The 22,565-nt window shown below is 50.6% G+C and carries 19 protein-coding genes; 15 read left to right on the plus strand and 4 right to left on the minus strand.

Translation table 11 applies throughout. From position 1 onward, the window contains the following. The first annotated feature begins 41 nt into the window (after positions 1-41). A complete protein-coding gene (locus BUB94_RS07215) occupies positions 42-1,148 on the plus strand; it encodes a hypothetical protein (RefSeq protein WP_073157221.1) in 1,107 nt (368 codons plus the stop codon). Between the two features lie 432 nt (positions 1,149-1,580). Here the strand turns inward: BUB94_RS07215 and BUB94_RS17040 are convergent, their stop codons facing one another. Beyond that, positions 1,581-2,219, minus strand: coding sequence for a hypothetical protein (locus BUB94_RS17040; RefSeq protein ID WP_073235566.1), 639 nt, complete (start codon positions 2,217-2,219; stop codon positions 1,581-1,583). 62 nt (positions 2,220-2,281) lie between these two features. On the opposite strand from BUB94_RS17040, the gene BUB94_RS16730 reads away from it, so the two are divergent. Then, complete coding sequence (locus tag BUB94_RS16730) at positions 2,282-2,422, plus strand: hypothetical protein (RefSeq protein WP_175549695.1); 141 nt, start codon at positions 2,282-2,284, stop codon at positions 2,420-2,422. 1,009 nt (positions 2,423-3,431) lie between these two features. Beyond that, positions 3,432-5,066, plus strand: coding sequence for a fumarate hydratase (locus tag BUB94_RS07225; protein ID WP_073235569.1), 1,635 nt, complete (start codon positions 3,432-3,434; stop codon positions 5,064-5,066). A 145-nt stretch (positions 5,067-5,211) separates the two neighbouring features. On the opposite strand, the gene BUB94_RS07230 is transcribed toward BUB94_RS07225, so the two are convergent. The 3 genes from BUB94_RS07230 to BUB94_RS07240 all read right to left on the minus strand — a co-directional run bounded on the left by BUB94_RS07230 (position 5,212) and on the right by BUB94_RS07240 (position 9,104). Next, positions 5,212-5,763, minus strand: coding sequence for a pseudouridine synthase (locus tag BUB94_RS07230; protein WP_073157212.1), 552 nt, complete (start codon positions 5,761-5,763; stop codon positions 5,212-5,214). Between the two features lie 84 nt (positions 5,764-5,847). After that, positions 5,848-7,629: a pectate lyase family protein gene (locus BUB94_RS07235; RefSeq protein ID WP_139260162.1), complete on the minus strand. Its 1,782-nt coding sequence runs from the start codon at positions 7,627-7,629 to the stop codon at positions 5,848-5,850. Positions 7,630-7,919: 290 nt separating this feature from the next. Then, positions 7,920-9,104: a TraB/GumN family protein gene (locus tag BUB94_RS07240; protein WP_073157417.1), complete on the minus strand. Its 1,185-nt coding sequence runs from the start codon at positions 9,102-9,104 to the stop codon at positions 7,920-7,922. Positions 9,105-9,218: 114 nt separating this feature from the next. Between BUB94_RS07240 and BUB94_RS07245 the strand changes: the two genes are divergently transcribed. The 12 genes from BUB94_RS07245 to BUB94_RS16420 all read left to right on the plus strand — a co-directional run bounded on the left by BUB94_RS07245 (position 9,219) and on the right by BUB94_RS16420 (position 22,480). Next, positions 9,219-9,833 carry a hypothetical protein gene (locus tag BUB94_RS07245; RefSeq protein WP_073157207.1) on the plus strand — a complete coding sequence of 205 codons (615 nt, stop codon included), beginning with the start codon at positions 9,219-9,221 and terminating at the stop codon, positions 9,831-9,833. A gap of 380 nt (positions 9,834-10,213) precedes the next feature. Next, positions 10,214-10,657 (plus strand): hypothetical protein, encoded by a 444-nt coding sequence (locus tag BUB94_RS07250; RefSeq protein WP_083538161.1) that lies wholly within the window; start codon positions 10,214-10,216, stop codon positions 10,655-10,657. A gap of 88 nt (positions 10,658-10,745) precedes the next feature. Further along, positions 10,746-11,414: a (d)CMP kinase gene (cmk, locus tag BUB94_RS07255; protein WP_073157203.1), complete on the plus strand. Its 669-nt coding sequence runs from the start codon at positions 10,746-10,748 to the stop codon at positions 11,412-11,414. Positions 11,415-11,449: 35 nt separating this feature from the next. Next, a complete protein-coding gene (gene rpsA, locus BUB94_RS07260) occupies positions 11,450-13,198 on the plus strand; it encodes a 30S ribosomal protein S1 (protein WP_073157201.1) in 1,749 nt (582 codons plus the stop codon). Between the two features lie 461 nt (positions 13,199-13,659). Continuing rightward, on the plus strand, positions 13,660-14,979 hold the full coding sequence (locus BUB94_RS07265) for a bifunctional phosphopantothenoylcysteine decarboxylase/phosphopantothenate synthase (protein ID WP_073235572.1): 1,320 nt from the start codon (positions 13,660-13,662) through the stop codon (positions 14,977-14,979). Positions 14,980-14,981: 2 nt separating this feature from the next. Continuing rightward, complete coding sequence (locus BUB94_RS07270) at positions 14,982-15,929, plus strand: uracil-DNA glycosylase family protein (RefSeq protein ID WP_073235573.1); 948 nt, start codon at positions 14,982-14,984, stop codon at positions 15,927-15,929. 108 nt (positions 15,930-16,037) lie between these two features. After that, complete coding sequence (dnaB, locus tag BUB94_RS07275) at positions 16,038-17,555, plus strand: replicative DNA helicase (protein ID WP_083538162.1); 1,518 nt, start codon at positions 16,038-16,040, stop codon at positions 17,553-17,555. 12 nt (positions 17,556-17,567) lie between these two features. Further along, positions 17,568-18,350, plus strand: coding sequence for an MlaE family ABC transporter permease (locus BUB94_RS07280; protein ID WP_073157193.1), 783 nt, complete (start codon positions 17,568-17,570; stop codon positions 18,348-18,350). A gap of 12 nt (positions 18,351-18,362) precedes the next feature. Continuing rightward, positions 18,363-19,157, plus strand: a complete 795-nt coding sequence (locus tag BUB94_RS07285; RefSeq protein WP_073157190.1) for an ABC transporter ATP-binding protein — start codon at positions 18,363-18,365, stop codon at positions 19,155-19,157. 66 nt (positions 19,158-19,223) lie between these two features. After that, positions 19,224-20,540: a hypothetical protein gene (locus BUB94_RS07290; RefSeq protein ID WP_073235576.1), complete on the plus strand. Its 1,317-nt coding sequence runs from the start codon at positions 19,224-19,226 to the stop codon at positions 20,538-20,540. A 150-nt stretch (positions 20,541-20,690) separates the two neighbouring features. Further along, positions 20,691-21,911 carry a hypothetical protein gene (locus BUB94_RS07295; RefSeq protein WP_139260163.1) on the plus strand — a complete coding sequence of 407 codons (1,221 nt, stop codon included), beginning with the start codon at positions 20,691-20,693 and terminating at the stop codon, positions 21,909-21,911. Between the two features lie 8 nt (positions 21,912-21,919). Next, positions 21,920-22,480 carry a hypothetical protein gene (locus BUB94_RS16420; protein WP_139258202.1) on the plus strand — a complete coding sequence of 187 codons (561 nt, stop codon included), beginning with the start codon at positions 21,920-21,922 and terminating at the stop codon, positions 22,478-22,480. Positions 22,481-22,565: the final 85 nt, after the last annotated feature.

The raw sequence follows: 22,565 nt of genomic DNA on the forward strand, positions 1-22,565 counted from the left end.
TAAAAGGTGAAAAAACGTGTTTTTTATCTATATTTACATGCATGACTGTGTTTGGCAATCTTACAAAAAACTTTTCTTTAGTGGCGGCCGGTCTTGCCTTTGGTTTGGCGGCATGTGGCGAAGATGCTACAAGTGCTAACGAACCTTCTCACGAAGCCAATGTTTACTCCAGTGCCGGAGTAGATGTTGTGACTAGTTCCAATTCCGACGCTACCCCTGATTCCGGTTCTGACGTTGGTCCGGCCTCTTCCGCTGCGCAACAGCAGGCAAGGTCCTCTTCCGCCAAGAAATCCGAAACCGCAAGCTCTGACGAAGTGCTTAACGAACCCTCTGGCGTCGTGAACGGATCCTGCTCTCCTTCTACAGACGTTATTCAAAAAGGTGAAATTGCCACTTGGTCCTTCTATCGTGAATCCGGCGATGTCTTCGATGCGATCATGTCTCCCTTCGTCTGGAAGTTCCCGGAACTGAATAAGACTGTTTCCGGTAACGGCATGAATTCCGTGAACATCACCTATACCGAATCCGGCATCTATACTGCGACCCTGAATGTCGATGGTAGCGAAGTGCAGTGCGGTTCCTTGCAGGTTCAGGGCGTGCCCATTGTGGTGAAATCCTGCTCCGCCGAAAAGGCTTCTGTCAATGCTGGCGAAACCATGAGCTGGAATGTGGTTGCTGAATCCGAATCCAAGATTACCGGCTATAGCTGGAGTTCCGATGATGGTGCTATTTCTGGATCTGGTGCCTCGGCTTCTATGACCGCGACTGGCGAAATGCATAAGAAGTCTGTTAAGGTTTCTGTGTCCGTCACCAACGAAGACAAAACCGTGCAGACCTATAGCTGTGACCCGGTTACCGTGGTTGACCCCAATCAGGTTGATGTGGTTATGGCTCACTCCATGGCAGACTCTTCCAAGGCCTTCCCGGGTGGCGAAACCATCGTTGCCCAGTATCCGCCTCAAGCTGTTAACTGTGGCCTGGTCTGCGGTGGTAGCGGAAATGGAATCCTTCTGAATATCGATGGCGAAGAATACACCATTGACTACTCTGCAAACCTTACTCCTGCTGCTTGTACCGACGGTTCTGCCGCCGGAACCAAGATCACGGTTAGCGCTTCCATGAACGTACTTTGCTACGTCACTTACTAGTATATAGGTGAAAGCGGAAAGGTAAAGCAAACCTTATGGACAAGGGCCCGGTGTTAAACCGGGCCTTTTCCGCATAAAGAAAACCGCTGTCATGCAGGAGGTTTCGTTAATGCTTCCTGACGCTCATAAAATAAACGTCATAATGAATTGGCGAAAAAAAGCACCTCCCTAGCGGATCGTGGCCCTCCTTTGTCTCATCTAGCGAGATTGGGCCAAGACGCAGGCACTAGACCAGTCTTTTTATGCGAACGGTCAAAAACGCAAAAACCTGCCTTTGGGGACAGGTTTTTAGCAGGGGAGATTTTAAGGGGGGCGTAGCCCTCCTTTGTCTTGTACCGTGAATAAGAAAAGACTCCGTGATAAGCGGAGTCTTTTCTTATGAGAGTGTGCATTGACGCAGGTACTAGACCAGACGTTTTATGCGAACGGTCATTAATCCTTGCCGGTGAAGATGATGACGAGGACGGATGCAACGAATGCTGCAGAGACAATCAGGAATTCCCAGGGATTTTCCATGATGGTGGTCTTTGCAGAACCCATGGATTCGGATTCCATCTTGGCGCGTTCTTCAGCTTCAGCCTTTGCCTGAGCTTCGGCAGCCTTCTTTTCGGCTTCAGCCTTAGCGAGAGCAGCAGAATCAACCGGTGCGGGTTCTGCCTTAGTTTCGAGAACTTCAGCCTTTGCAGTGTCAGCGGCAGGAGCAGCTTCAGCAACCGGTGCGGCTTCAGCAGGAGCGGCTTCAGCGGCAGGTGCGGCAGCGGAATCAGTTGCAGCTACGGCTTCGGCAGGAGCAGCTTCAGCAGCGGGAGCGGCTTCGGCAGCAGGTGCAGCGGCAGCTTCAGCAGCGGGAGCGGCTTCGGCGGCAGGAGCAGCTTCAGCCTTTGCTTCGGCAGCAGGTGCAGCAGCTTCAGCCTTCGGTGCTTCAGCGGCAGGAGCGGCTTCAGCCTTTACTTCGGCAGCGGGAGCCGGTGCAGCGGCGGGTGCAGCAGCGGCAGCGGGTGCTGCAGCTTCAGCAGCGAATGCAATTGCAGAGGCAAACATAGTTGCCAGCATCAGATTCTTCATCTTCATAGGATTCCTCTTTATTTAAAAACTTTAACATTCCAAAAAATAACTCATATTGAGCCGTTTTGATGAGTTTTATGAAAAAAAAGATACAAAAATACCTCAAAAACGTCACCAGACCATCAAATTTTACCTTTGGAGAGCGGCCTAACCGCATTTTGATGCTGTCGGCGACTGGCGGAGGCGGTTCAGATAAAAGTGATGAGTGATGAGTGATGAGTGATGAGTGATGAGTGATGAGTGGTGAGTGGTGAGTGATGAGTGGTGAGTGATGAGTGGTGAGTGATGAGTGGTGAGCGGTGAGTGATGAGCGGTGAGTGATGAGCGGTGAGTGATGAGTGATGAGTGATGTGCTGAGGGGGGGATCAGATATGAATAGCTTATAGTTTAAAGTTTAAAGTATAAAGAATAATGCTCGCGCCTCGTACCTCGTATCTCGTACCTCTCTGCGGCACTTCACTGTTCACTATCCACTCTATAGTTAGCGCTCCCGCTCCCAATGTCCAAACTGAATAGCTTATAGTTTAAAGTGTAAAGAATAATGCTCGCGCCTCGTACCTCACACCTCACACCTCGTACTTCTCTGCGGCACTTCACTGTTCACTATCCACTCTATAGTTAGCGCTCCCGCTCCCAATGTCCAAACTGAATAGCTTATAGTTTAAAGTTTAAAGTATAAAGAATAATGCTCGCGCCTCGTACCTCACACCTCACACCTCACGCCTCGTACTTCTCTGCGGCACTTCACTGTTCACTATCCACTCTATGGTTAGCGCTCCCGCTCCCAATGTCCAAACTGAATAGCTTATAGTTTAAAGTTTAAAGTATAAAGAATAATGCTCGCACCTCGTACCTCACACCTCACACCTCGTACTTCTCTGCGGCACTTCACTGTTCACTATCCACTCTATAGTTAGCGCTCCCGCTCCCAATGTCCGAACTGAATAGCTTATAGTTTAAAGTTTAAAGTATAAAGAATAATGCTCGCACCTCGTACCTCGTACCTCACACCTCACAGCTGTTTCTTTTCGCTTTAATCTTTCCGCTTTCCGCTAATATTATGTAATTTTTCCCATGTAACTTTAACCCTACGGGTAATTACGAGTTATGAATTATAAAGTATGAATTATGAGAGGAATAATCGCAGCTGCGCTGCCTGGTTAAATCTTGTAATTCGTAATTCGTAATTTGTAATTGCCGAAATCATGAGGCATATTTATGGCATTCAAGTACGAAGCAACCGTACAGCACACCGGTGACACCACCGAATACGTCAACTTGGGCAAGGAAGGCGTTTCCGTAGCCGAATTCGAAGGCAAGAAGATCCTGAAGGTTTCCAAGGAAGCCCTCACCAAGATCGCCCAGGCTGCTTTCGAAGAAGTCAGCTTCCGTCTCCGTCCGGCTCACACCGCCAAGGTTGCAAAGATCCTCCAGGATCCGGAAGCTTCCGACAACGATAAGTTCGTTGCTCTTACCCTCTTGAAGAACGCATGCGTTGCCGCCAAGGGCGTGCTCCCGTTCTGCCAGGATACCGGTACCGCCATCTGCGTTGCCCACAAGGGTCAGCAGGTCTGGACTGGCTGCGATGACTTCGAAGCCATCTCCGAAGGTATCTACAATGCCTATACCACCAAGAATCTCCGCTACAGCCAGATCGCTCCTCTGACCATGTACGAAGAAAAGAACACCGCTTGCAACCTCCCGGCCCAGATCGACATCCACGCCGAAGAAGGTGCAGACATGAAGTTCCTCTTCGTCGCCAAGGGCGGTGGCTCTGCCAACAAGACTTACTACTGGCCCATGACCAAGGCCCTCCTCACCCCGAAGAACTTGGAAAAGTTCATCTCCGAAAAGGTGAAGACCTTGGGTACTGCTGCTTGCCCGCCGTACCACCTGGCTATCGTTATCGGCGGTACCTCTGCCGAAATGAATACCCACACCGTTAAGCTGGCTAGCTGCGGTTACTATGATGATCTTCCGACCACCGGTTCCGAAGGCGGCCGTATGTTCCGCGACGTGGAAATGGAAGAAAAGGTTCTCCACATCTGTCAGAAGACTGGCATCGGCGCTCAGTTCGGCGGTAAGTACCTGGTCCACGACGTTCGCGTGATCCGTTGCCCCCGTCATGCTGCAAGCTGCCCGGTTTCCATCGGCGTTTCCTGCTCTGCTGACCGCAACATCAAGGCTAAGATCGACGAAAACGGTCTGTGGCTCGAAAAGATGGAACACAATCCGGAACAGTACCTGCCGAAGGGCGAAGCAAAGATCGCCGCTGCAGTGGAAATCGACCTTGATCGTCCCATGAAGGATGTCTGCGCTGAACTGACCAAGTACCCGGTTGCAACTCGCCTGAACCTGAAGGGCACCATGATCGTGGCTCGCGACATGGCTCACGCCAAGATCGCAGAAATCCTGGACAAGCAGGAAGCTGGTCAGGAACTTTCCGATATCGAAAAGAAGGTTCTGGAAGTTGTTTCCAACCACCCGATTTACTACGCCGGTCCGGCTAAGACTCCGGAAGGCATGCCCACCGGTTCCTTCGGTCCTACCACTGCTGGCCGTATGGACCCGTACGTCATGCGCTTCCAGAGCAAGGGCCACTCCATGATCATGGTGGCTAAGGGAAACCGTTCTCAGGATGTTACGGACGCTTGCCAGAAGTTCGGTGGCTTCTACCTGGGCTCCATCGGTGGTCCGGCTGCAATCCTCGCTGAACAGAACATCCTGTCCAACGACATCGTGGCCTTCCCGGAACTGGGCATGGAAGCAATCCGCAAGATCACCATTAAGGACTTCCCCGCCTTTATCTTGGTCGACGATAAGGGTAATGATTTCTTTAAAGGTCTGCTGTAATTGACGACGCGCGAAAGCGCGGTGTCACCCCGAGCGAAGTCGAGGGACCTAGCATAAAAACAACCCCGTCGGAAAAATCCGGCGGGGTGTTTTTTTTAGAGTGTCATTGCGAGCCGAAGGCGTGGCAATCTTTTAGAAGGCAAACTTAAATCACTTTCTCTGTGACTACTCGCCATTCGCCGGGCTGCAAATCTGCCAGGGGAATGTTTCCGATTTTTACGCGGACCAGACGTAGGGTAGGGAAGCCCACTGCGGCGGTCATGTGACGGACTTGACGGTTTTTTCCTTCAATGAGAGTCAGCTCTACCCAGCTAGTGGGAATGTTGGCGCGGAAACGGACCGGCGGATTGCGGTCCCAGATCCAGTCTGGTGCTGGCACGATGCGGGCCTTGCAGGGCTTGGTATGATACCCCTTGATGTCTACTCCGGCGGCGAGGCGTCGCACGGCTTCTTCGGTAATTTGTCCGTCAACTTGCGCGAGATAAGTGCGAGGATGTTCGAACTTGGGGTCCAGAAGTTTCTTGATGAGCTTGCCGTTATCGGTCAGCAACAAGGCGCCTTCGCTGTCATGATCCAGGCGGCCAGCAGCGTACACTCCGGGCGGAAAGCCGAAGGTGTCCAGAGCGGGGTGACCCGACTCCGGCGTGAACTGGCTTAATACGCCAAAAGGCTTGTTGAACAGGATGACGGTAGACATTGACTCAAATATAAAAAAGCTGAACTCATAAAAGAAAAAACTCCGTTCGATTCTGAACGGAGCTTTTTTATTGGTGGAAGAATTCTAACGAATGGAGATAATGTGGTTAACGCGATTTATACGGACCATGTATCTTCCAGAATTGGGAATGTCGGTTACGATCCGTTCGCTGTTAATCATGCCGGCTTTTAGTGGGCGGCCTTGCATATCGAAGATGGCGAATGACTTGCCCTTGGCGCCTTCGATGGTGACGGCGTGACCATTTGCAGTGATGGTGTGTTTGAAGTTTGTGGTGGCTGCGATGGCCTGGGTTTGACTTTCTGCGGAACTGCTAGTCGGTTCTGCATCCTGCTCGCTGCTGGAGAAATCTTCGACGGGCTCGCTGCTGGATGAATCTTCTTTGGTTACGCTGCTGGAACTTTCCGGATTCTTGTTGTTTTCGTCTTTTCCGTTTTCGTCGGTCTTGCCGCTTTCTGTTCCTGCAGTAACGGTGATTGTTCCGCTCTTCGTTGCGGTGGAGTTGCCGCCTGTGGTGGTGATGGTGTACTTGTAACTACCTGCGGCTGCGTTTGCAGAAACGGTTCCCGAAATGTAGAAGTCGGAACCCTTCAATGTTCCGCTGACGCCCTCGGGCAATCCGGTGACGGTTGCGCCGGTGGCGCCTGCAATGGTGTAGTAGAATTCATCGATGGCGCTGCCGGCGGCGACGGTCTGGCTGGAGTTGCCTGTGCCGTGTTTTGTAAGGCTTGCTTCGCCAGAGACGGCTACGGAACTGCTGGAGATGTCATTGCGGGAGCTGGAAGAGTTGGTGGCGGTGGTTGAAGAACTGATTTGAACTTCGGAGGATGAACTTGCCGGAGTGACGGTTCCGCTGCTTCCTGGGTTAGGCAAGGTGGCGCCTGCATACTGTTTAATGGAATCGCGGAGGGCGTAAGCTTTGGCTTGGGTACTTACGTCCGTAAGGCTCATGGAATAGCTGGGTTTGAATGCGGTGCCGGTGCCAGCTTGCTTCTTCTTCACGTTTTCTTCATAGTTGTTGATCATTTGGGCTGCTGTGATGGTGCCATCGCTGGTGTACAAGTCTAGAGCCTTCTGTACGTTCAAGAACACGTTGTTTTCGATGCGAATGTCGGCTTCAACAGCGGCGCGAACGCAGTAGCTGGCGTCCTTGCTATCGAACAGGTTGTTGGCTACGTGGACCTTGCCGAAGCGCACGCGAGGCATGCGTTCCACAACGCCGTCTGCCCACCAAGTGTGATGGAAGGTGACGTTGAGATGGCCTCGGTCTGAAGTTTTTGTCTTGCTGTTGCCAATGAGGTTGCTGAACTGATGGCCTGTACTCTTGTTAGTATAGCTGAACTTGGTCCAGGAAATGGTCACGTAGTCAGAAGCGTTGGTGATGTCCAGGTTGCCGTCGTGACCGTCATAAATGTCGACGTGGTCAATCCAGACGTTCTTGGATTCGTGATTCACCTGGAGGCAATCTTCGTCGTCATCGTCGTGGGCGCCGATGCCCTGGAATTTCAGGTTGCGGATAATGACGTTCTTGGATCCGCTAAGCTTCATGGCGCTGCCGGTGGTGGGTTGGGTGATGACTGCGCCCTGGTAACCGTAGATGGTTACGTTGCTACCCACGTTGATGGGGCCTGCGTAAGTACCCGGCTTTACATAGATAATCTTGTTTCCCGCCTTGGCGTAATTGGCCAATTCACTGGTGGTGCTGACGGTAACTTCGCCGTAGCCCTTGCCGCCGGTGGTGCCGCCGTTCTGGGTGGCGAAACCGGTCATAGGAAAGTCCGGAGAAGTAATTGCCGTTGCGACGGTGGCGAGGCCAAAGGCCATTGCTGTGAAAATTTTGGAATTCATACCCACATCCCTTTTTTATAACACCTTGATTTTGAGACAATCGTTTTTACTTAAAGTTTAATGTTCTCAAAATCTTTCTCATAATTTAATCCTGGAATTAAGGCGTGTCAATAGGGGATGGTGAATATTTGTTTAAATTTTACACAAAATTTAAACAAATATTTTGAAAGTTTAATTTTGTGTTCTCAAAATTTGTTGAATACCGTGTTTTTGAACGTTCCTGTATAACAGAAAAGCCCCCGTGCTTGCGGAGGCTTCTAAAAAATGAGATTCGGCCTAAATTTGTTTTTTTACAGAGCCTGGTAAATATTGAAAATTGCCAGGATCTTGCCCACGATAGCGGGGAGGCCCGGGCACAGGAAGCAGAGGATCACTCGGGTCACACGGTTCTTCCACCAGCGCTTGACCTGCCAGATGTCGTCGGTAAGGGTTTCCATTTCGGCCACGCGGGGCGGACGCATGTAGACCTGGGTAAGGGCGGTAAAGAATCCAACGCCAATGAGGGGCGTAAGGCCTGTGAAGGGGGCTGTTATCAGGGCCACCAAAATGGTCAGAGGGTGACCTCCGGCGATAATGGTTCCCAGCATGGCTCCACCGCCGGTCAGCATGGCCCACTGGAGGCTCAGTTCTCCAGCCTTGGCGGCTCCGGCGTGAATACCCACGGCGATAATGCTTGCAATGATGGCGATGGGAATGGCCCAGCCGATAATTTTCCAGATGGGTGCGCTCTTGGGGATGACACTGATGGATTCTTCGCTGGGGAGTTCCTTGTCTTCTTCGATGATGCTTGCGATGCCGCGCATATGGCCTGCGCCGACTACAGCGACAATCTTGTTGCCGGGGGCGTTCTTGATCTTGCTGGCCAGGAACTGGTCGCGTTCGTCGATGAGGACCTGCTTCACTTCGGGGAAGGACTTGCCGAATTCCTGCATCATTCCGTTCAGGGCGTCCTGTTCCTTGATCTTTGCCAGTTCCTCTTCGCTGACTTCGGTCTTGTCGAAAATGCTGGCGAAAAGACCGCCCAAAAGGCTGAGCTTGCGATACCAGGGAGTGCAGGCCCAGGTGCGGCGGAGGGTAATCTTGATGTCGCGGTCTGCCAAGACCAGCTCGTGTCCGGCGTTTTCGGCCACGTCAACGGCTTCTTTCAGTTCGGAGCCGGGCTTGACGCCAGTCTGTGCGCCCATGCGCTTCTGATAGGAGCCCAGCACCAGGTTGGCGATAAGGGTGCCTAATTGCTTGTTCTTGATGACCTGTCGCAGGTCCATCGTTTTCCAGCGGTCGGGGTCCTTGATAGACTTGAGACGGCCGTCATCCAGTTCAACGCAGACGGTATCCGGTTTTTCGGCCTCGATGGTCTCGCGGACGAGGTCCTTGGAGGCCTGGGAAATGTGGGCTGTGCCGATAAGGATGATTTCCCTGGGGGTGCCTTGGGTGTTTTCCTTGTTTATACGGTAGATGTCTGCGCTTTCTGTCATGGTGAATGCCAATGTAGCAAAGAGATGCGTAAAAATTTTTTTGAAATTTGCAAATATTTCGTAAAAGTGTGTATATTTAGGCGGGATTTTTAAATTTTTTCGGAGGAATGTCCTATGAAAAAAATTCTGGTGTGCTTTGCAGCTTTGGCTGCTATGGTTCTGTCTGCCTGTAGCGGAACTAAGGCTGACGATCCTGAAGCCTTGGATAACGCACTGGTTGCATTTACTTCTTGTGTGCAGGGTTCCCGTTGGCAGGAAGCTCTGGAGTATGTGACTCCGGATGAAGCCGATGCTATCGCAACCTCTGACGGCTACGAATTTAAGGAAGACTACAAGGTCGCCGCACGTCGTCTGCCCCTTTCCACCCTCCGCCGCGCCGGTCTGGAAGTGGACTCCAAGGGTCGTCTGGTAGGTATCAAGGATGCCATGGACGAAGCCAACGAACGTAACGTCATGTCTGCAGAACAGGCCAAGGTCGGTACCAACTTGAAGCAGATGGAAGACGAACGCATCAAGCGCCGCCTCGAACAGGGTCAGAAGATTATGCAGGAAGAAGAAGAAGCTGCTAATCAGGAACAGGAAGAAATTGTCTATTCCAACAAGCTGACTGAAGAAGAAAAGCGCAAGTACGGTAGCACCCGCGATCTGCAGGCTCCCGAGGAATTCTCTGACGAGAATACCCAGGCCGCTGAAGAACAAATCTACAACGGCGACTACGACAATCCGTAATTGGAATGCAACGAATTTAAGAAGCGGGCTTCGGCTCGCTTTTTTTTATGAGTGGCAGATGGCGGGTTTACTAACTAAATAGGGGTGGAGGCCGATTTGGTTAGTAAAAATGTGAAAAATCACAGGGTGCTTTGGAGTGGAGGTGGTATCGCTACTGACCAAATGGACAGTAAGATGGCTTTGGGTTAGTAAAGATCCTTGGAAATGGGGAAAAGGGAGTGTGGATAAATTAATTTTTTACTAACCATTTGGCTTTTTTAGGATGGATTGGTTCGTAGGGTGTAATGGAACTACCTTCCAAATGCGCGAAAAAATGAGTTTTGGTTAGTAAAAAAGGCGTGGGGTATGCCTGTGGTTTGATGAACTTTCTATTTTATCGGATGATGAAAGTCAAACTGTTTAAAACACTTGTTTGCCCGTTGGCGCTGTTGACCCTGCTCCTGGTGGGGTGTGGTGACTTGACTGCGGGGGACCCGGCGGCAAACGGATATCAGTTCAACAAGAGCTTTTACTATTACTATTCCGAGACCTGCAGGTACGATGCCATTGGCGCCTATGACTGCGGCCGCCTGGAATCCATCAGCCCTTCGTTCAAGGTGAGGCTCCGGATCGATTCCGATGATTTTGCAACCTTGAATCTGGATGGGACGTACTACTATTATATGCCTAGTGAATATGGCCGCGGTTACGACGATGACTTTGGCGGTTATTACAGTTTTTATGAGGATGAAGACCGCCTTGATGTCTATAAGAGCGGGGAATTGATGGCATATTGGGGCGATGATGGCTATGTCACGTTCTATTATTATGATTTGCCGTACTAAAAGGACGTTTTATTCCCCTTTTTTTATAGATCGGTTAGCGGGCTCTACTTGAAGCCCCTTTTTATTTTTTCTAAATTACGCGCCACTCATGAGTACATCCGAAAACTTTGTTATTGCACTTGATGGTGGCAGCGGTACCGGTAAGAGCACCACTGCAAAGCTGATTGCCAAGAAGCTGGGCATTACCTACCTGGATACAGGGGCTATGTACCGCGCTGTGACTTTCGCCGCCCTCGAGAAGGGACTTCCTGCCGAGGAAGGTCCTGCCATGGATGAACTCCTCAAGAATTTAAAGCTTAGCTTTGACTCCGAAAACCACATCCTCATCGACGGCGTGTCTTACGAATCCGACATCCGCGGTATGCGCGTTTCTTCTAACGTGAGCATCTACTGCGCCCTGCCGTCTGTCCGCCGCGCCATGACCGACAAGCAGCGCGAGATCGGTGCCGTTTCCAGTTGCATCCTGGATGGCCGCGACATCGGTACCGTGGTTTTCCCCAATGCCAAGTACAAGTTTTTCCTCGTCACCGACGTGAAGGTTCGCGCCGAACGACGCCTCAAGGAACTCCTTGAACGCGGAGAAAAGGTGACCTATGAGGAAGTTCTGGAGAACCTGGTCGAACGTGACCGTCTGGATTCCTCTAGAGCTACGGCCCCTCTCAAGAAGGCCGACGACGCTATTGAAATTGACACTACACAAACCTCAATTGAACAACAGGTTCAAAAAATTCTCGACTACGTAGGTGTAGTGGCGTAGCTTGAATTTTTTTAACCGCAACCAAACAAACTAATATGGCAAACACAATCAAATTCGGTTCTCAGGCTGACCTCGACGAAATCCTTGCTGCACAGGCTTCTTGCACTGCTGACTTCCGCAAGGCTAACGCTGACATCTACGCTGGTATGGACTGCCTCGAACAGGGCAAGCTCGTTACCGGTAAGATCTCTCAGGTCAACGATCAGGAAGTTCTCATCGACGTGAACTACAAGTCCGAAGGCGTTATCGAACGCGGTGAATTCAAGGACTCTGACTCCCTGGAAATCGGTTCTGAAATTGAAGTTTTCGTAGAAAAGCTTGAAGATGAAGACGGCCGTCTCATCCTCTCCAAGCAGAAGGCTGACTTCGTTCGCGTATGGGATCGCATCCATGCTGCATTCGAAAACAACGAAGTGGTCAAGGGTACCCTCACCAAGCGCATCAAGGGCGGCGTTGTTGTCGACCTGTTCGGTATCGATGCATTCCTCCCGGGTTCCCAGATCGATCTCCGCCAGATTCCGGACATCAATGCCCTCATCGGTCAGGACTTCGACCTCAAGGTTATCAAGGTTAACAAGGCTCGTCGTAACATCGTCGTTTCCCGCCGTGTTGTTCTCGAAGAAGAACGCAACAAGCAGCGTGGCGACGTTCTCGAAACCCTCGAAAAGAACCAGGTTCGCAAGGGTATCGTCAAGAACATCACCGACTTCGGTGCATTCATTGACCTCGGCGGCGTAGATGGCCTCCTCCACATCACCGACATGAGCTACAAGCGCATCAACCACCCCACCGAAATGGTCCAGCTCGGCCAGGAAGTGGAAGTCATGGTGCTCGACTTCAACGACAAGAAGGAACGTATCTCTCTCGGCATGAAGCAGCTTAAGCCGCATCCCTGGAAGGATATCGCTGAACGTTACCCCGAAGGCGCTATCGTTAAGGGTAAGGTTGTTTCCATCACCGATTACGGTGCATTCATTGAACTGGATTCCGGCGTTGAAGGCCTCATCCACGTTTCTGAAATGTCCTGGACTCAGCACGTTAAGCATCCGTCCAAGATCCTCACTGTCGGTCAGGAAGTCGAAGCTGTCGTTCTCAAGGTTGAAGAAGATGCAGAACGTATCTCTCTCGGCATGAAGCAGCTGGAATCCGATCCGTGGGATACCATCGAAACCGAACTTCCCCCGGGCGCACGCGTGGTTGGTGAAATCCGCAACATCGCTTCCTTCGGCGCATTCGTCGAAATCAAGGAAGGTGTTGATGGCCTCATCCACGTTTCTGACATGTCCTGGACCAAGAAGATCACCCATCCGAACGAAATGGTCAAGAAGGGTGACAAGGTCGAATGCGTCGTTCTCGCTGTCGATAAGGAAAAGCGCCGCATTTCTCTGTCCATGAAGCACCTCACCGAAGATCCGTGGGATTCCATCGATGCTTCTTATCCGGTTAACGCAGAAGTGAACGGCAAGATCGTTCGCATGCTGGACCGCGGTGTTGTTGTTGAACTGGGCGAAGGCATCGAAGGCTTCATCCCCGTTTCCAAGCTGACTGCTGAATACATCAAGGTTCCTGCCGATGCATTCAAGGTTGGTGACGAAGTTCCGGCTGTTGTTACTGAAATCGATCAGAACAACCGCAAGATTTACCTCTCTGTTGTCGACTACTTCAAGAGCCGTGAATCTGCTGAACTGAAGGCTTGGATGGACTCTCATAAGCCGGGCGAAAACGGCACCACTATCGGTGACGCAGCTCCCAAGGCTAAGAAGTCCGCTAAGAAGGAAGCTTAATAGCGAAGGGCTGTGAGGTATGAGGTCGCAAGCCTTCGGCTTGCTTTGAGGTGACTCAAGACTCATGCCCCATTTCTCAAAACACATAGCTTGAGGAATCCCGTGGTTAACGCCGCGGGGTTTCTTTTTTTGATTTGGTGAAAATTTGGACTCCAATTGCGGGAAAAATTATGGTTTGGAGTCCATTTATTTACGTTGTTTGTATATGCGAGAGTGCGATTAAGGTCAATATGGACTCCATTTAGCGTATTTGGGGAAATTTGGAGCCCATCTGTTAGAAAAATTAATGGGGATAATTGACTTTTTGCGTTAATTTGTTCTAAATTATGGACTCCAAATAAACATGATCGCTCGGTTTGGAGCCCATTTATGCCCGAAACGGTCCTTTTGCATTTAAATTCGACCTGATGTTGTTAGATTTTCTGCAGGATTTAAGTTTTAATTTTTCTACAATTTAGGACATGGATTTAGCTGGAAAGAAAATTCTACTTGGTGTTTCTGGCGGGATTGCCGCCTACAAGTCCTGCGAACTTTTGCGACTGTTGCAAAAGAAGGGGGCCGAGGTGCGCGTCTGCATGACGGAGGCTGCAACTCAGTTTGTGGCGCCCCTGACGTTTGCTAGCCTTTCCAAGTGTCCCGTGTATTTGAAGAACGGGGCGGTGGAGGCTCGTCCTTTCCAGCATATTGATTTCCCCCGATGGGCCGACATCTACCTGGTGGTCCCCGCCACGGCCAATGTAATCGGTAAGTTCGCCTACGGCATTGCCGATGATCCTGTAAGCCTCTGCTTTATGAGTTGCACTTGCGAACGTTTTGTGGCGCCTGCCATGAATGTGGCTATGTATAATTCGCCGGCGGTCAAGCGCAATCTGGAAACACTTCGTCATTTTGAAAATACCTGTGTGCTGGAAAGTCCCGCTGGCTTTTTGGCCTGCGGCGAAGTGGGGCAGGGAAGGCTTCTGGAACCCGCGCAGATTGTGGATTTTTTGGAGGCGAGAGAGGAACGTCGAACGGAGTGCGAAAAGTCTGTGGCCCAACCGCAGGTTTCTGACGCTCAGAAGTTCCTTGAGGAGTCTGCTAAACTTGACTTACCTGGTGCCTGTAACCTGTCGCCTGAAGCCTCGACTCGCCGAGTTCTGATTACTGCCGGTCGAACCGAAGAAGCTATCGATCCGGTCCGTTATATTTCTAATCGCAGCAGCGGAAAGACTGCTGTCGCCTTGTCTGCGGTGTTCCTGGCAAATGGTTTTGACGTAGAAGTGGTGGCCGGTCCCATGGAAGCTGAATTCCCCGGTGGCGTCAAGGTGACCCGAGTCAAGAGCGCTTGTGAAATGCATGACGCGGTTCTTGCCCGCCAGCCCCACGTAGATGCCCTTGTCCATTGTGCGGCCGTGGCTGATTACCGCCCAGCCAATCCGGCTAACGAAAAAATCAAGGATAGCCGCAGTCAGCTGGTTATCGAACTGGTTCCCAATCCCAACATCTTGCGGGACTGTTCCGCTGCCCGAAAGCAGGGACAGGTGATTGTCGGTTTCGCCCTGGAAACAGATCATTTCAAGGAACATGCTGCCGAAAAATTCCAGAAGTCCGGAGCCGATGCTCTCCTCCTGAATGCGCCTGTGGCTTCGGATAGCGGCTTCGGAAAGGATAACGTGCGCTTTGCCCTGGTGGAGCACGACAAGCCTATTCCGGAACTTTCCATGGGCAGCAAGGTTTCCCTGGCAGAGACCATCGTCAATTTCTGTATGTCCCGTCTGACCCAAAATCGAGTTGAGGGGTAAGCATGTCTGAAGAATACAATTTTAGCGCTCTACGCAATTATCTGGCCGCCCAGATTGACCTGGGTGATGCGGACTTGCTGATGGATGAACCTTGGGCTCCCGTGAAGAAGGCTGTTGCCCGTCCTGCAGGCCGTAACCTGCCGCCGATTCCCAGACCCCAGGCCGCCCCAGCCCCCGCAGCGGCTCCCCGTCCGGTTCCCAGGAACTTGCCGCCTACATTCCCCAATGCAAGGCCCGCTTCTCAGGAATCCATGGAAGACTCTTCGGAAGGCTTGTCTATTCCAAATATGCCCATTCCCGACAATACCGGACTTACGGGCAGTTTCTTTGGGGATATTCCTGCAGCCCCTGCACAGGCTGCTGTTCCCGCTCCGGCACCTCGCACCGTCAAGAGAGCCGCTTCCGCTTACGAATCAGTGCTGAGCCTGAACGACTTTTACGAAGCTATCAAGTCCGAGGCCTTGTACGCCAAGGAACCGCAGGTCTTGCGTTATGCCGGACCTGCCAATCCCAAGTTGCTGTTCCTTTTGCAGGCTGCCAAGCAGGGCGAAACTACTGAGAATTTCTTGACCACTCCTGTGGGTGAAATGCTTGGACGCCTTTTTGTTAGCCTAGGCTATGATGTAGCGGATATCGGCATCACGTACTTCTTCAAGTCTACGGATCGCCCCCTGGCCCCCCTATTGGACGCGGCCCTCAAGAAAATGTTGGCCAAGGAAGTTTCCTTTATCAAGCCTGAAATCATGGTCACCTTTGGTCAGCCCCTGTTCTACAAGGTCATGGGCAAGAACAAGAATTTTGACGAATTGGCTGGTACCGCCCAGGACTTCGAAGGGGTAAGAACCGTAAGCCTGGTGGACCCCTACGCCATGGTGAACGATAAGCAGATGAAATGGCTCACCTGGAAAATTCACATTCCCCGCAGTGGTTTGTTCAAGGCAAAAGTCTAGGAATTGCATTGCGATCCTTTCAAAAAAACACCGTTTTGATACGATGAATAACGGCTCCCTGAAAATGGGAGCCTTTTCAAATTTTATATTTCAAAATGGAAAATTATTATGTCAGAATTTGATAACGAACAGAACTTCCCTGAGCCGGAATTCGATCAGGGCTATTCGGAACCGAACTACAGCGAACCGGAATATACGCCGAAGAAGCGTGGCTCCGATTCTGGAAAGTTTGAAGGCCGTCAGGTCCCTATGGACCTGGATGCGGAACGTTGCCTGCTGGGCAGCATCTTGCGCGATCCTGAAGTGATGGGCGAAGCCATCATGATTATTAAAGATGAAGGGTACTTCTACCTGGAAAAACATCAGCTGATATGGACCGCCTTGTGTACGTTAAATCGTAACGTTACCCCTATTGACCTGGTGACCTTGGCTTCTGAACTGGAAACCATGGGCAAGCTGTCTTTGGTGGGCGGTCGTGAGTATCTGTTCGATTTGATGGAATCGGTGGCGTCTTCGGCAAACGCTTCCTGGCATATGGAGCTGCTCCGCAAGAAGGCTTCTTTGCGTAAACTCATCGATATGAGTTCCACCATTATCAGGAATGCCATGGATCCGGCTGCCGCTCCCGACGAGGTGCTGCAAGATGCCGAACGCGATATGTTTGCCATCGCCGATGACCAGGTCCGCGATTCCCTGAAGCCTATTAACCAGTTCATGACGCCTCTCCTGGAACGTCTGAATAACCGTAAGGATGGCATTACCGGCATTCGAACCGGCATTACTGAACTGGATGAACTGACCAACGGTCTACAGAAGTCCGACTTGATTATTCTGGCAGCCCGTCCTGGTGTGGGTAAGACCTCTTTCGCCATGACCATTGCCGCAAACGCCGCCATCAAGTTCAATCAGAACGTGGCCTTCTTCAGCCTAGAAATGGATGGTGTGCAGTTGGCTCAGCGTCTACTGAGCTCCCAGGCTGGCATCGACCAGAGCCGCCTTCGTAACGGCCACTTGACCAACGACGAAAAGCGCCAGCTTATTGCCGCTGTGACTCCCATTAGCCAGGCTCCTTTGTACGTGGACGACAATGCTGACCTTGGCATTATGGAACTGATGAGTAAGGCCCGCCAGCTCAAGCGCAAGAACAAGCTGGATCTCTTGATTATCGACTACTTGCAGTTGATGAAGACCGGCAAGGAAGAAAACCGTGCCGTGGCTATCGGCGCCATTTCCCGTGGTCTTAAAATCCTGGCCAAGGAAATGCAGATTCCGGTTATTGCCTTGGCACAGCTCTCCCGTAAGGTGGAAGAAAAGGGCCGCGAACGCCCCCAGTTGTCCGACCTTCGTGAATCAGGCTCTATCGAACAGGATGCCGACATGGTTTGGTTCGTGGAACGTAAGTTTGTCCAGACTCATGCCGAAGATGACCGCAACAAGGCGGAACTGATTGTGGCCAAGCATCGTAACGGTTCCGTTAAGGATATCAGGATGACTTTCATTCCCGAATATACCACCTTCTACGATGCCGCACCCGATGATATGGATGAAGGTGGTGATGGTGGAGCCTACGTCTATGATGATGGTGGCGATATGGGGGGCGGCGCTCCCGACTTTGCGGACTTTTAAGGAGAATTTCTGATGCCTTTGCTCCTTCGTCCTTTTGCCTGGATTGGCGAAATCATCGTAACCGGTATTTCCAATATCGGTGAGGTTGTCTGCATTCTGTTGAATACGCTGAAGCAGCTCCGTTACATCCACAAGAATCCTGACCTTATTGCGAAGCAGATGATTTCCATTGGCGTATCGTCTCTTCCGTTGTTGTTTGTGACCTCTCTATTTACGGGCATGGTGGCTACGGTTTGTGCAAAGTTCGAATTCCACAATTTGGTGGCCGATAAGTTTGTCGGTACTGCGGCCTGTAAGATGGTGCTTATCGAACTGGGCCCCCTGCTTACTGCTATTGTGCTTTCTGGCCGTGTAGGTAGCGCCATTGCCGCAGAACTGGGTTCCATGAAAGAAAAGGAAGAACTGGCGGCGTACACCGTGCTCGGACTGGAACCGTACCGTTACCTGGCGTTGCCTCGCTTTGTGGCCTTCTTTACCATGATTCCCTGTCTGACCATTATTTCTAATGCCCTGGCCATTATCGGTGGTTGGATTGTTTGCGTGTTGGGTCTGGATATTACGACTTACACCTATGTGACGGGTATGCAGTACTTGTTCGATCCTATGGATCTTTGGTCTGGTGTGTTGAAGTCCTTTGTTTTTGGAACCCTCATCTTCTTGTTGGGCTACTACCATGGCGTTAATGCCAAGGCCGGCGCCCGAGGTGTGGGTCTTGCGACCATGAGCGTTGTTGTGTCCAGTTGCCTTATGATCTTGATTGCTGACTTTGTCCTGGATGCATTCCTATTCTTCTAGAGCAGGTAGATTATGCCCAATGTGAAGATTGACCCGAACGATATCGCCATCCGCCTGAAGGGCCTTAAGAAGTCCTTCGGACCTCAGGACGTGCTTTGCGATGTGAACCTGGATATCCGCCGTGGCGAGACCATGGTGATCATCGGTAAGTCCGGTGGTGGTAAGTCTGTGATTCTGAAGCACATGATCGGTCTGTTGCAGCCCGATGGTGGTGAAGTGACTGTGGACGGTGTGACTATCAGTACGCCTAAATTTTTTGATACCCATACCATTCGTCGCAAGATGGGCATGCTGTTCCAGATGGGCGCCTTGTTCGACTCCATGGATACCGGTGAGAACATTGCCTTCGCTCTTCGCGAACATCATCCGGAACTGTCTGAAAAACAGATTCAGGATGTGGTGACCGAAAAACTTCAGATGATCAACCTGGTACCGGAATTCCGAACCAAGATGCCTTCTGAACTTTCTGGCGGTATGCGCAAGCGTGTTGCCCTGGCCCGCGCCATTGCCCTGAATCCCGAAATCTTGCTGTACGATGAACCCACAACCGGTCTGGACCCCATTACCAGCGACGTGATTAACGACTTGATCCTGGATATGCAGAGCAAGCTTGGTGTGACCTCCGTGGTGGTGACCCATGACATGGTGAGCGCCTTCAAGGTGGCTGACCGAATCGCCATGCTTTACAATGGACGTATCATTGAAGTGGGTACGGTAGACGAAATAAAGAACACCAGTAACCCATATGTGCACCAATTTATTACGGGACAGCGTAAAATCTCTGTAGAAGAGGATCATCAGGGGTAAAAACACCCTTTAACCTGTAACGTTTTGACTTAGAATAATGTATTTTTAGAGGAAAGAGGTTTATTTATGAACAAGAAGATTATTGCTGGACTTATGTCTGCTGCTGCAGTAGGTACCTTCTGGGCTTGCGGTAGCGGTAATATCTATGAAGCTGATTCTGATGATCAGGTTATTTCCGCAACCTTTGTTAGCCCCTCTAAGACCGATGCCGAAAACGACTCGATGGTTGTTTCTGGCCTTATCAAGGTCTCCAAGGAAAAGTGCCAGGCAGACCCGGAATGCGCTGCAGCCTATGTGCCTTACCTTAGCGGTCAGGAAGTTGTTGCTCCCGCATCTTCCGCTAGCGAAGTTCCCAATAATGGCAATCAGCCTCTGGTAGACGTTTCCTCTTCTTCCCGTGTGATTGGTGGCAACCCTGTATCTTCCGCCACTATCAATACCGGAACTGATCCTGTCGCCAGCTCTACCTCTGGTGGTGGTAGCACTATAACTGGTCTGGGTACCTGTGCCGAATCAACTGGCAAGACCTCCATTACCAAGGGTGAATCTGTTCGATTCAAGGTGACTCCTAATGGTGCTGCCCTGCCTGATCCTATGGCTATTGTTAGCGCCACTTATGAATGGCACTATAACAGTGGTACTCCCGATGGTTCCGGCGACGGCAAGAAGACTAGTGATAACATCACCTTTACCGAGTCCGGTGACGCAGACGTTTCCGTGACCATTTATGCAGGTGGAGAATCTGAAACCATTCCTTGCCCGCTGCATATTAATGGTGACCCCATCACTGGTTGCGAATGTACCACACCAGAAAAAACTGTTGACTATACTGTTTCTCCGGAAGTGGCTTGGACTGCAGGCGGTTGTATTTCTGCTGGTCATACCCTCAGCTACTACTGGGATGATGCTGAAGGTACTACAACCTTTGCCAAGACTTTTGCTGAAGCTCAGCCGGGTTTTGCTCCCAAGCTTGTGGTCAAGAGCGACGACAACTCCCTGGTTGAAGTGACTTGCCCCGCAGTGAAGACTACCAAGGGCGCTGAATACGGAATTAAAATTGTTGGTAACCAGATTCCTCAGGCTAAGGTTGAAGTTGCAAATGGTGGCTGCCTTACCGTAACGGGTGAATGGACTGAAGCCAACTATCTGCCGTCCTTGAAGGTTGTTTGTGACCTGAAGGGTCAGGGTGTTTCTTTGACCATTACTCATGGTACTGAAACAGCTTCTGATGAAGGTCAGTATGGTGTTAACAACGTAAGTCTCGGTCTTGGAAAGATTGGTGTTGGTGCCATCAACATCGACATGATTTGCATTGACTATACTGCTGCTGGATTCGGTGCAACTGATCCGGGTAAGGCAGAATGTGGCTTGGGTACTAACTAAGTTGTAGATGAAATTCAAGCAAAAGACCGGCTCCTCTGGAGTCGGTCTTTTTATATCCGGTTAGACGTTTTCTATTGCTTTTGTAATTATATTTTAACTATAGAAGTAGAAAACCTCGCTGTATAGAATTGACTAAAACCAGGAGGGTCCATGTCTAGAAGTTTTGTAGCTTTGCCGATTGTACTGGCCGTATGGGGATGTTCTGATTTTACGGAAGATCTTTCTGACGGAAATTATCAGAAAAATTTTGTCAGTTCCCTGGATGAACTGACGTCTCATTCTTGTACGTCCAAGAACGAGGGGGAAATCATTATCATGAGTAATCCTGACAAGGTTTCCTTTTCGTACCAGTGTGAAGATGGAAAATGGGTTGGCGATGAGGGCGATGAAGTCGCTGTGAAAAAGTCTAGCGATTCCAAGGCGTCTTCCAGTAGCAAGGCCAAATCATCCAATTCGGCTAAGGAGGAATCTTCTTCGTCTGTATTGTCTATCGACGATATCAGTTCTTCTTCTCGGGTTGTATTAAATGGAATGGGTGAGCCTGCCTTGGGCGTCTGTGCCCCTGTTGATGGCAGTACCTCCATTGGTAAGGGAACTTCTGTTGCTTTCAAGTTTACGGCAGACGGTTCCCTGATTGAAGATCCGGCTCTTTTGACTACGGCGACTTACGAATGGGATTATGGTGATTTTGAAATTTCCGAAGATTCCGAAAATGGAAGAACTAGCAGTAAGGTCCTCTTTAGTTCCGGTGGAGATCATAAGATTCATGTGATCGTTTCTATCGGCGATAAGGTGCAGACTGTAGCATGTCCCGTTCATGTGAACGGTGTGCCGATTTCTGGATGCTCATGTAATTCTGATGCTAAAGTGGTGAACTATCAAGAAACTCCCGAAGTGACTTGGTCTGTTTCGGGTTGCAGAACCGAGGCGGCTTCCCTGACTTATGCCTGGGATGGCAGGCCGGCTGGCGATGATGTCAGCTATACCAAGACTTTTAATGAACCTCGGGCTAGTTATGCTCCCGTGCTGACGGTCAACAATTCCGACAATACCCAGATGGAAGTACTGTGTCCTGGCGTGAAGGTGACTGAAGGTGCTGAGTATCAGATGGATGGACATGAAAGGGTGGAGTTTCCGGCGGGAGATTTTAGCGTGCTTATGACGGCGCCGAAAGAACGTTGTACCGATAGTTTTGGAGCCGATTTTTACTGTAGCTTCGAAGGCGGAGACTATTCTATCATGGTCGTAGATGGCGAGGAATACGAAGTTTCGTATTTTCATTCGGTGGATTTGCCTTGTGATAAAGCCACGGGGGATTATAGTCTTTCGCTTCGGCTGAGTGCTCCTGCTTTGTGTAGTTTGATGATGTGAGGGGTTGCATGAAGTGGCGGTATGGAATAGCGGCTGTTTCCGTGGTGCTGGGGGCTTGTTCTGAAACGACCCTTAAGGCGGACGAGTTTGAGGAATATTCCTGCCAGACGGAAAGTTCTTCATCTGAAGAGGAGCCTTTAAGCAGCTCCGTTTCGGAACTTGTCTTTGTCCGCTCTTCTTCCAGCCTGCAGGATAATTTAACCAGTAGTTCCGCTGAATTTTCTAGCAGTAGTTCTAATATTGAAATCCCGATAGAATCCTCGGCTGCAGTTTCGTCTAGTTCCCATTCGGTGTTCCGCATTACAGGTTGCCTGTGCGAGGCTGCCGCCACTGAGGTGGATTTTGAGACGAATCCTTCTGCCTCATGGTCGGTAAGCGGTTGTGAATCTGACGCCTCTATAGAACACTATGAGTGGGGCGATTTGTCTAGTAAGGGCCCCTTGGCTCTATACTACTTCTCCTATGTTGGGGAGTCTGTGGCACCTAGGGTTGTCGTATATGATAGCGATATGAATTATGTTATTGTCAGCTGTCCTGAAGTCCGAGCTGTAAATAAGGATGGTTTGTAGGCGTTATCCTAAACTTCGTTAAAAATACATTTTTCTTACTTTTTATTACATTCGTAGTTATATTAGAGGATGTGTAAAGGGTTGA

This window comes from Fibrobacter sp. UWH9, assembly GCF_900129715.1.
Taxonomy (GTDB): Bacteria; Fibrobacterota; Fibrobacteria; order Fibrobacterales; family Fibrobacteraceae; genus Fibrobacter.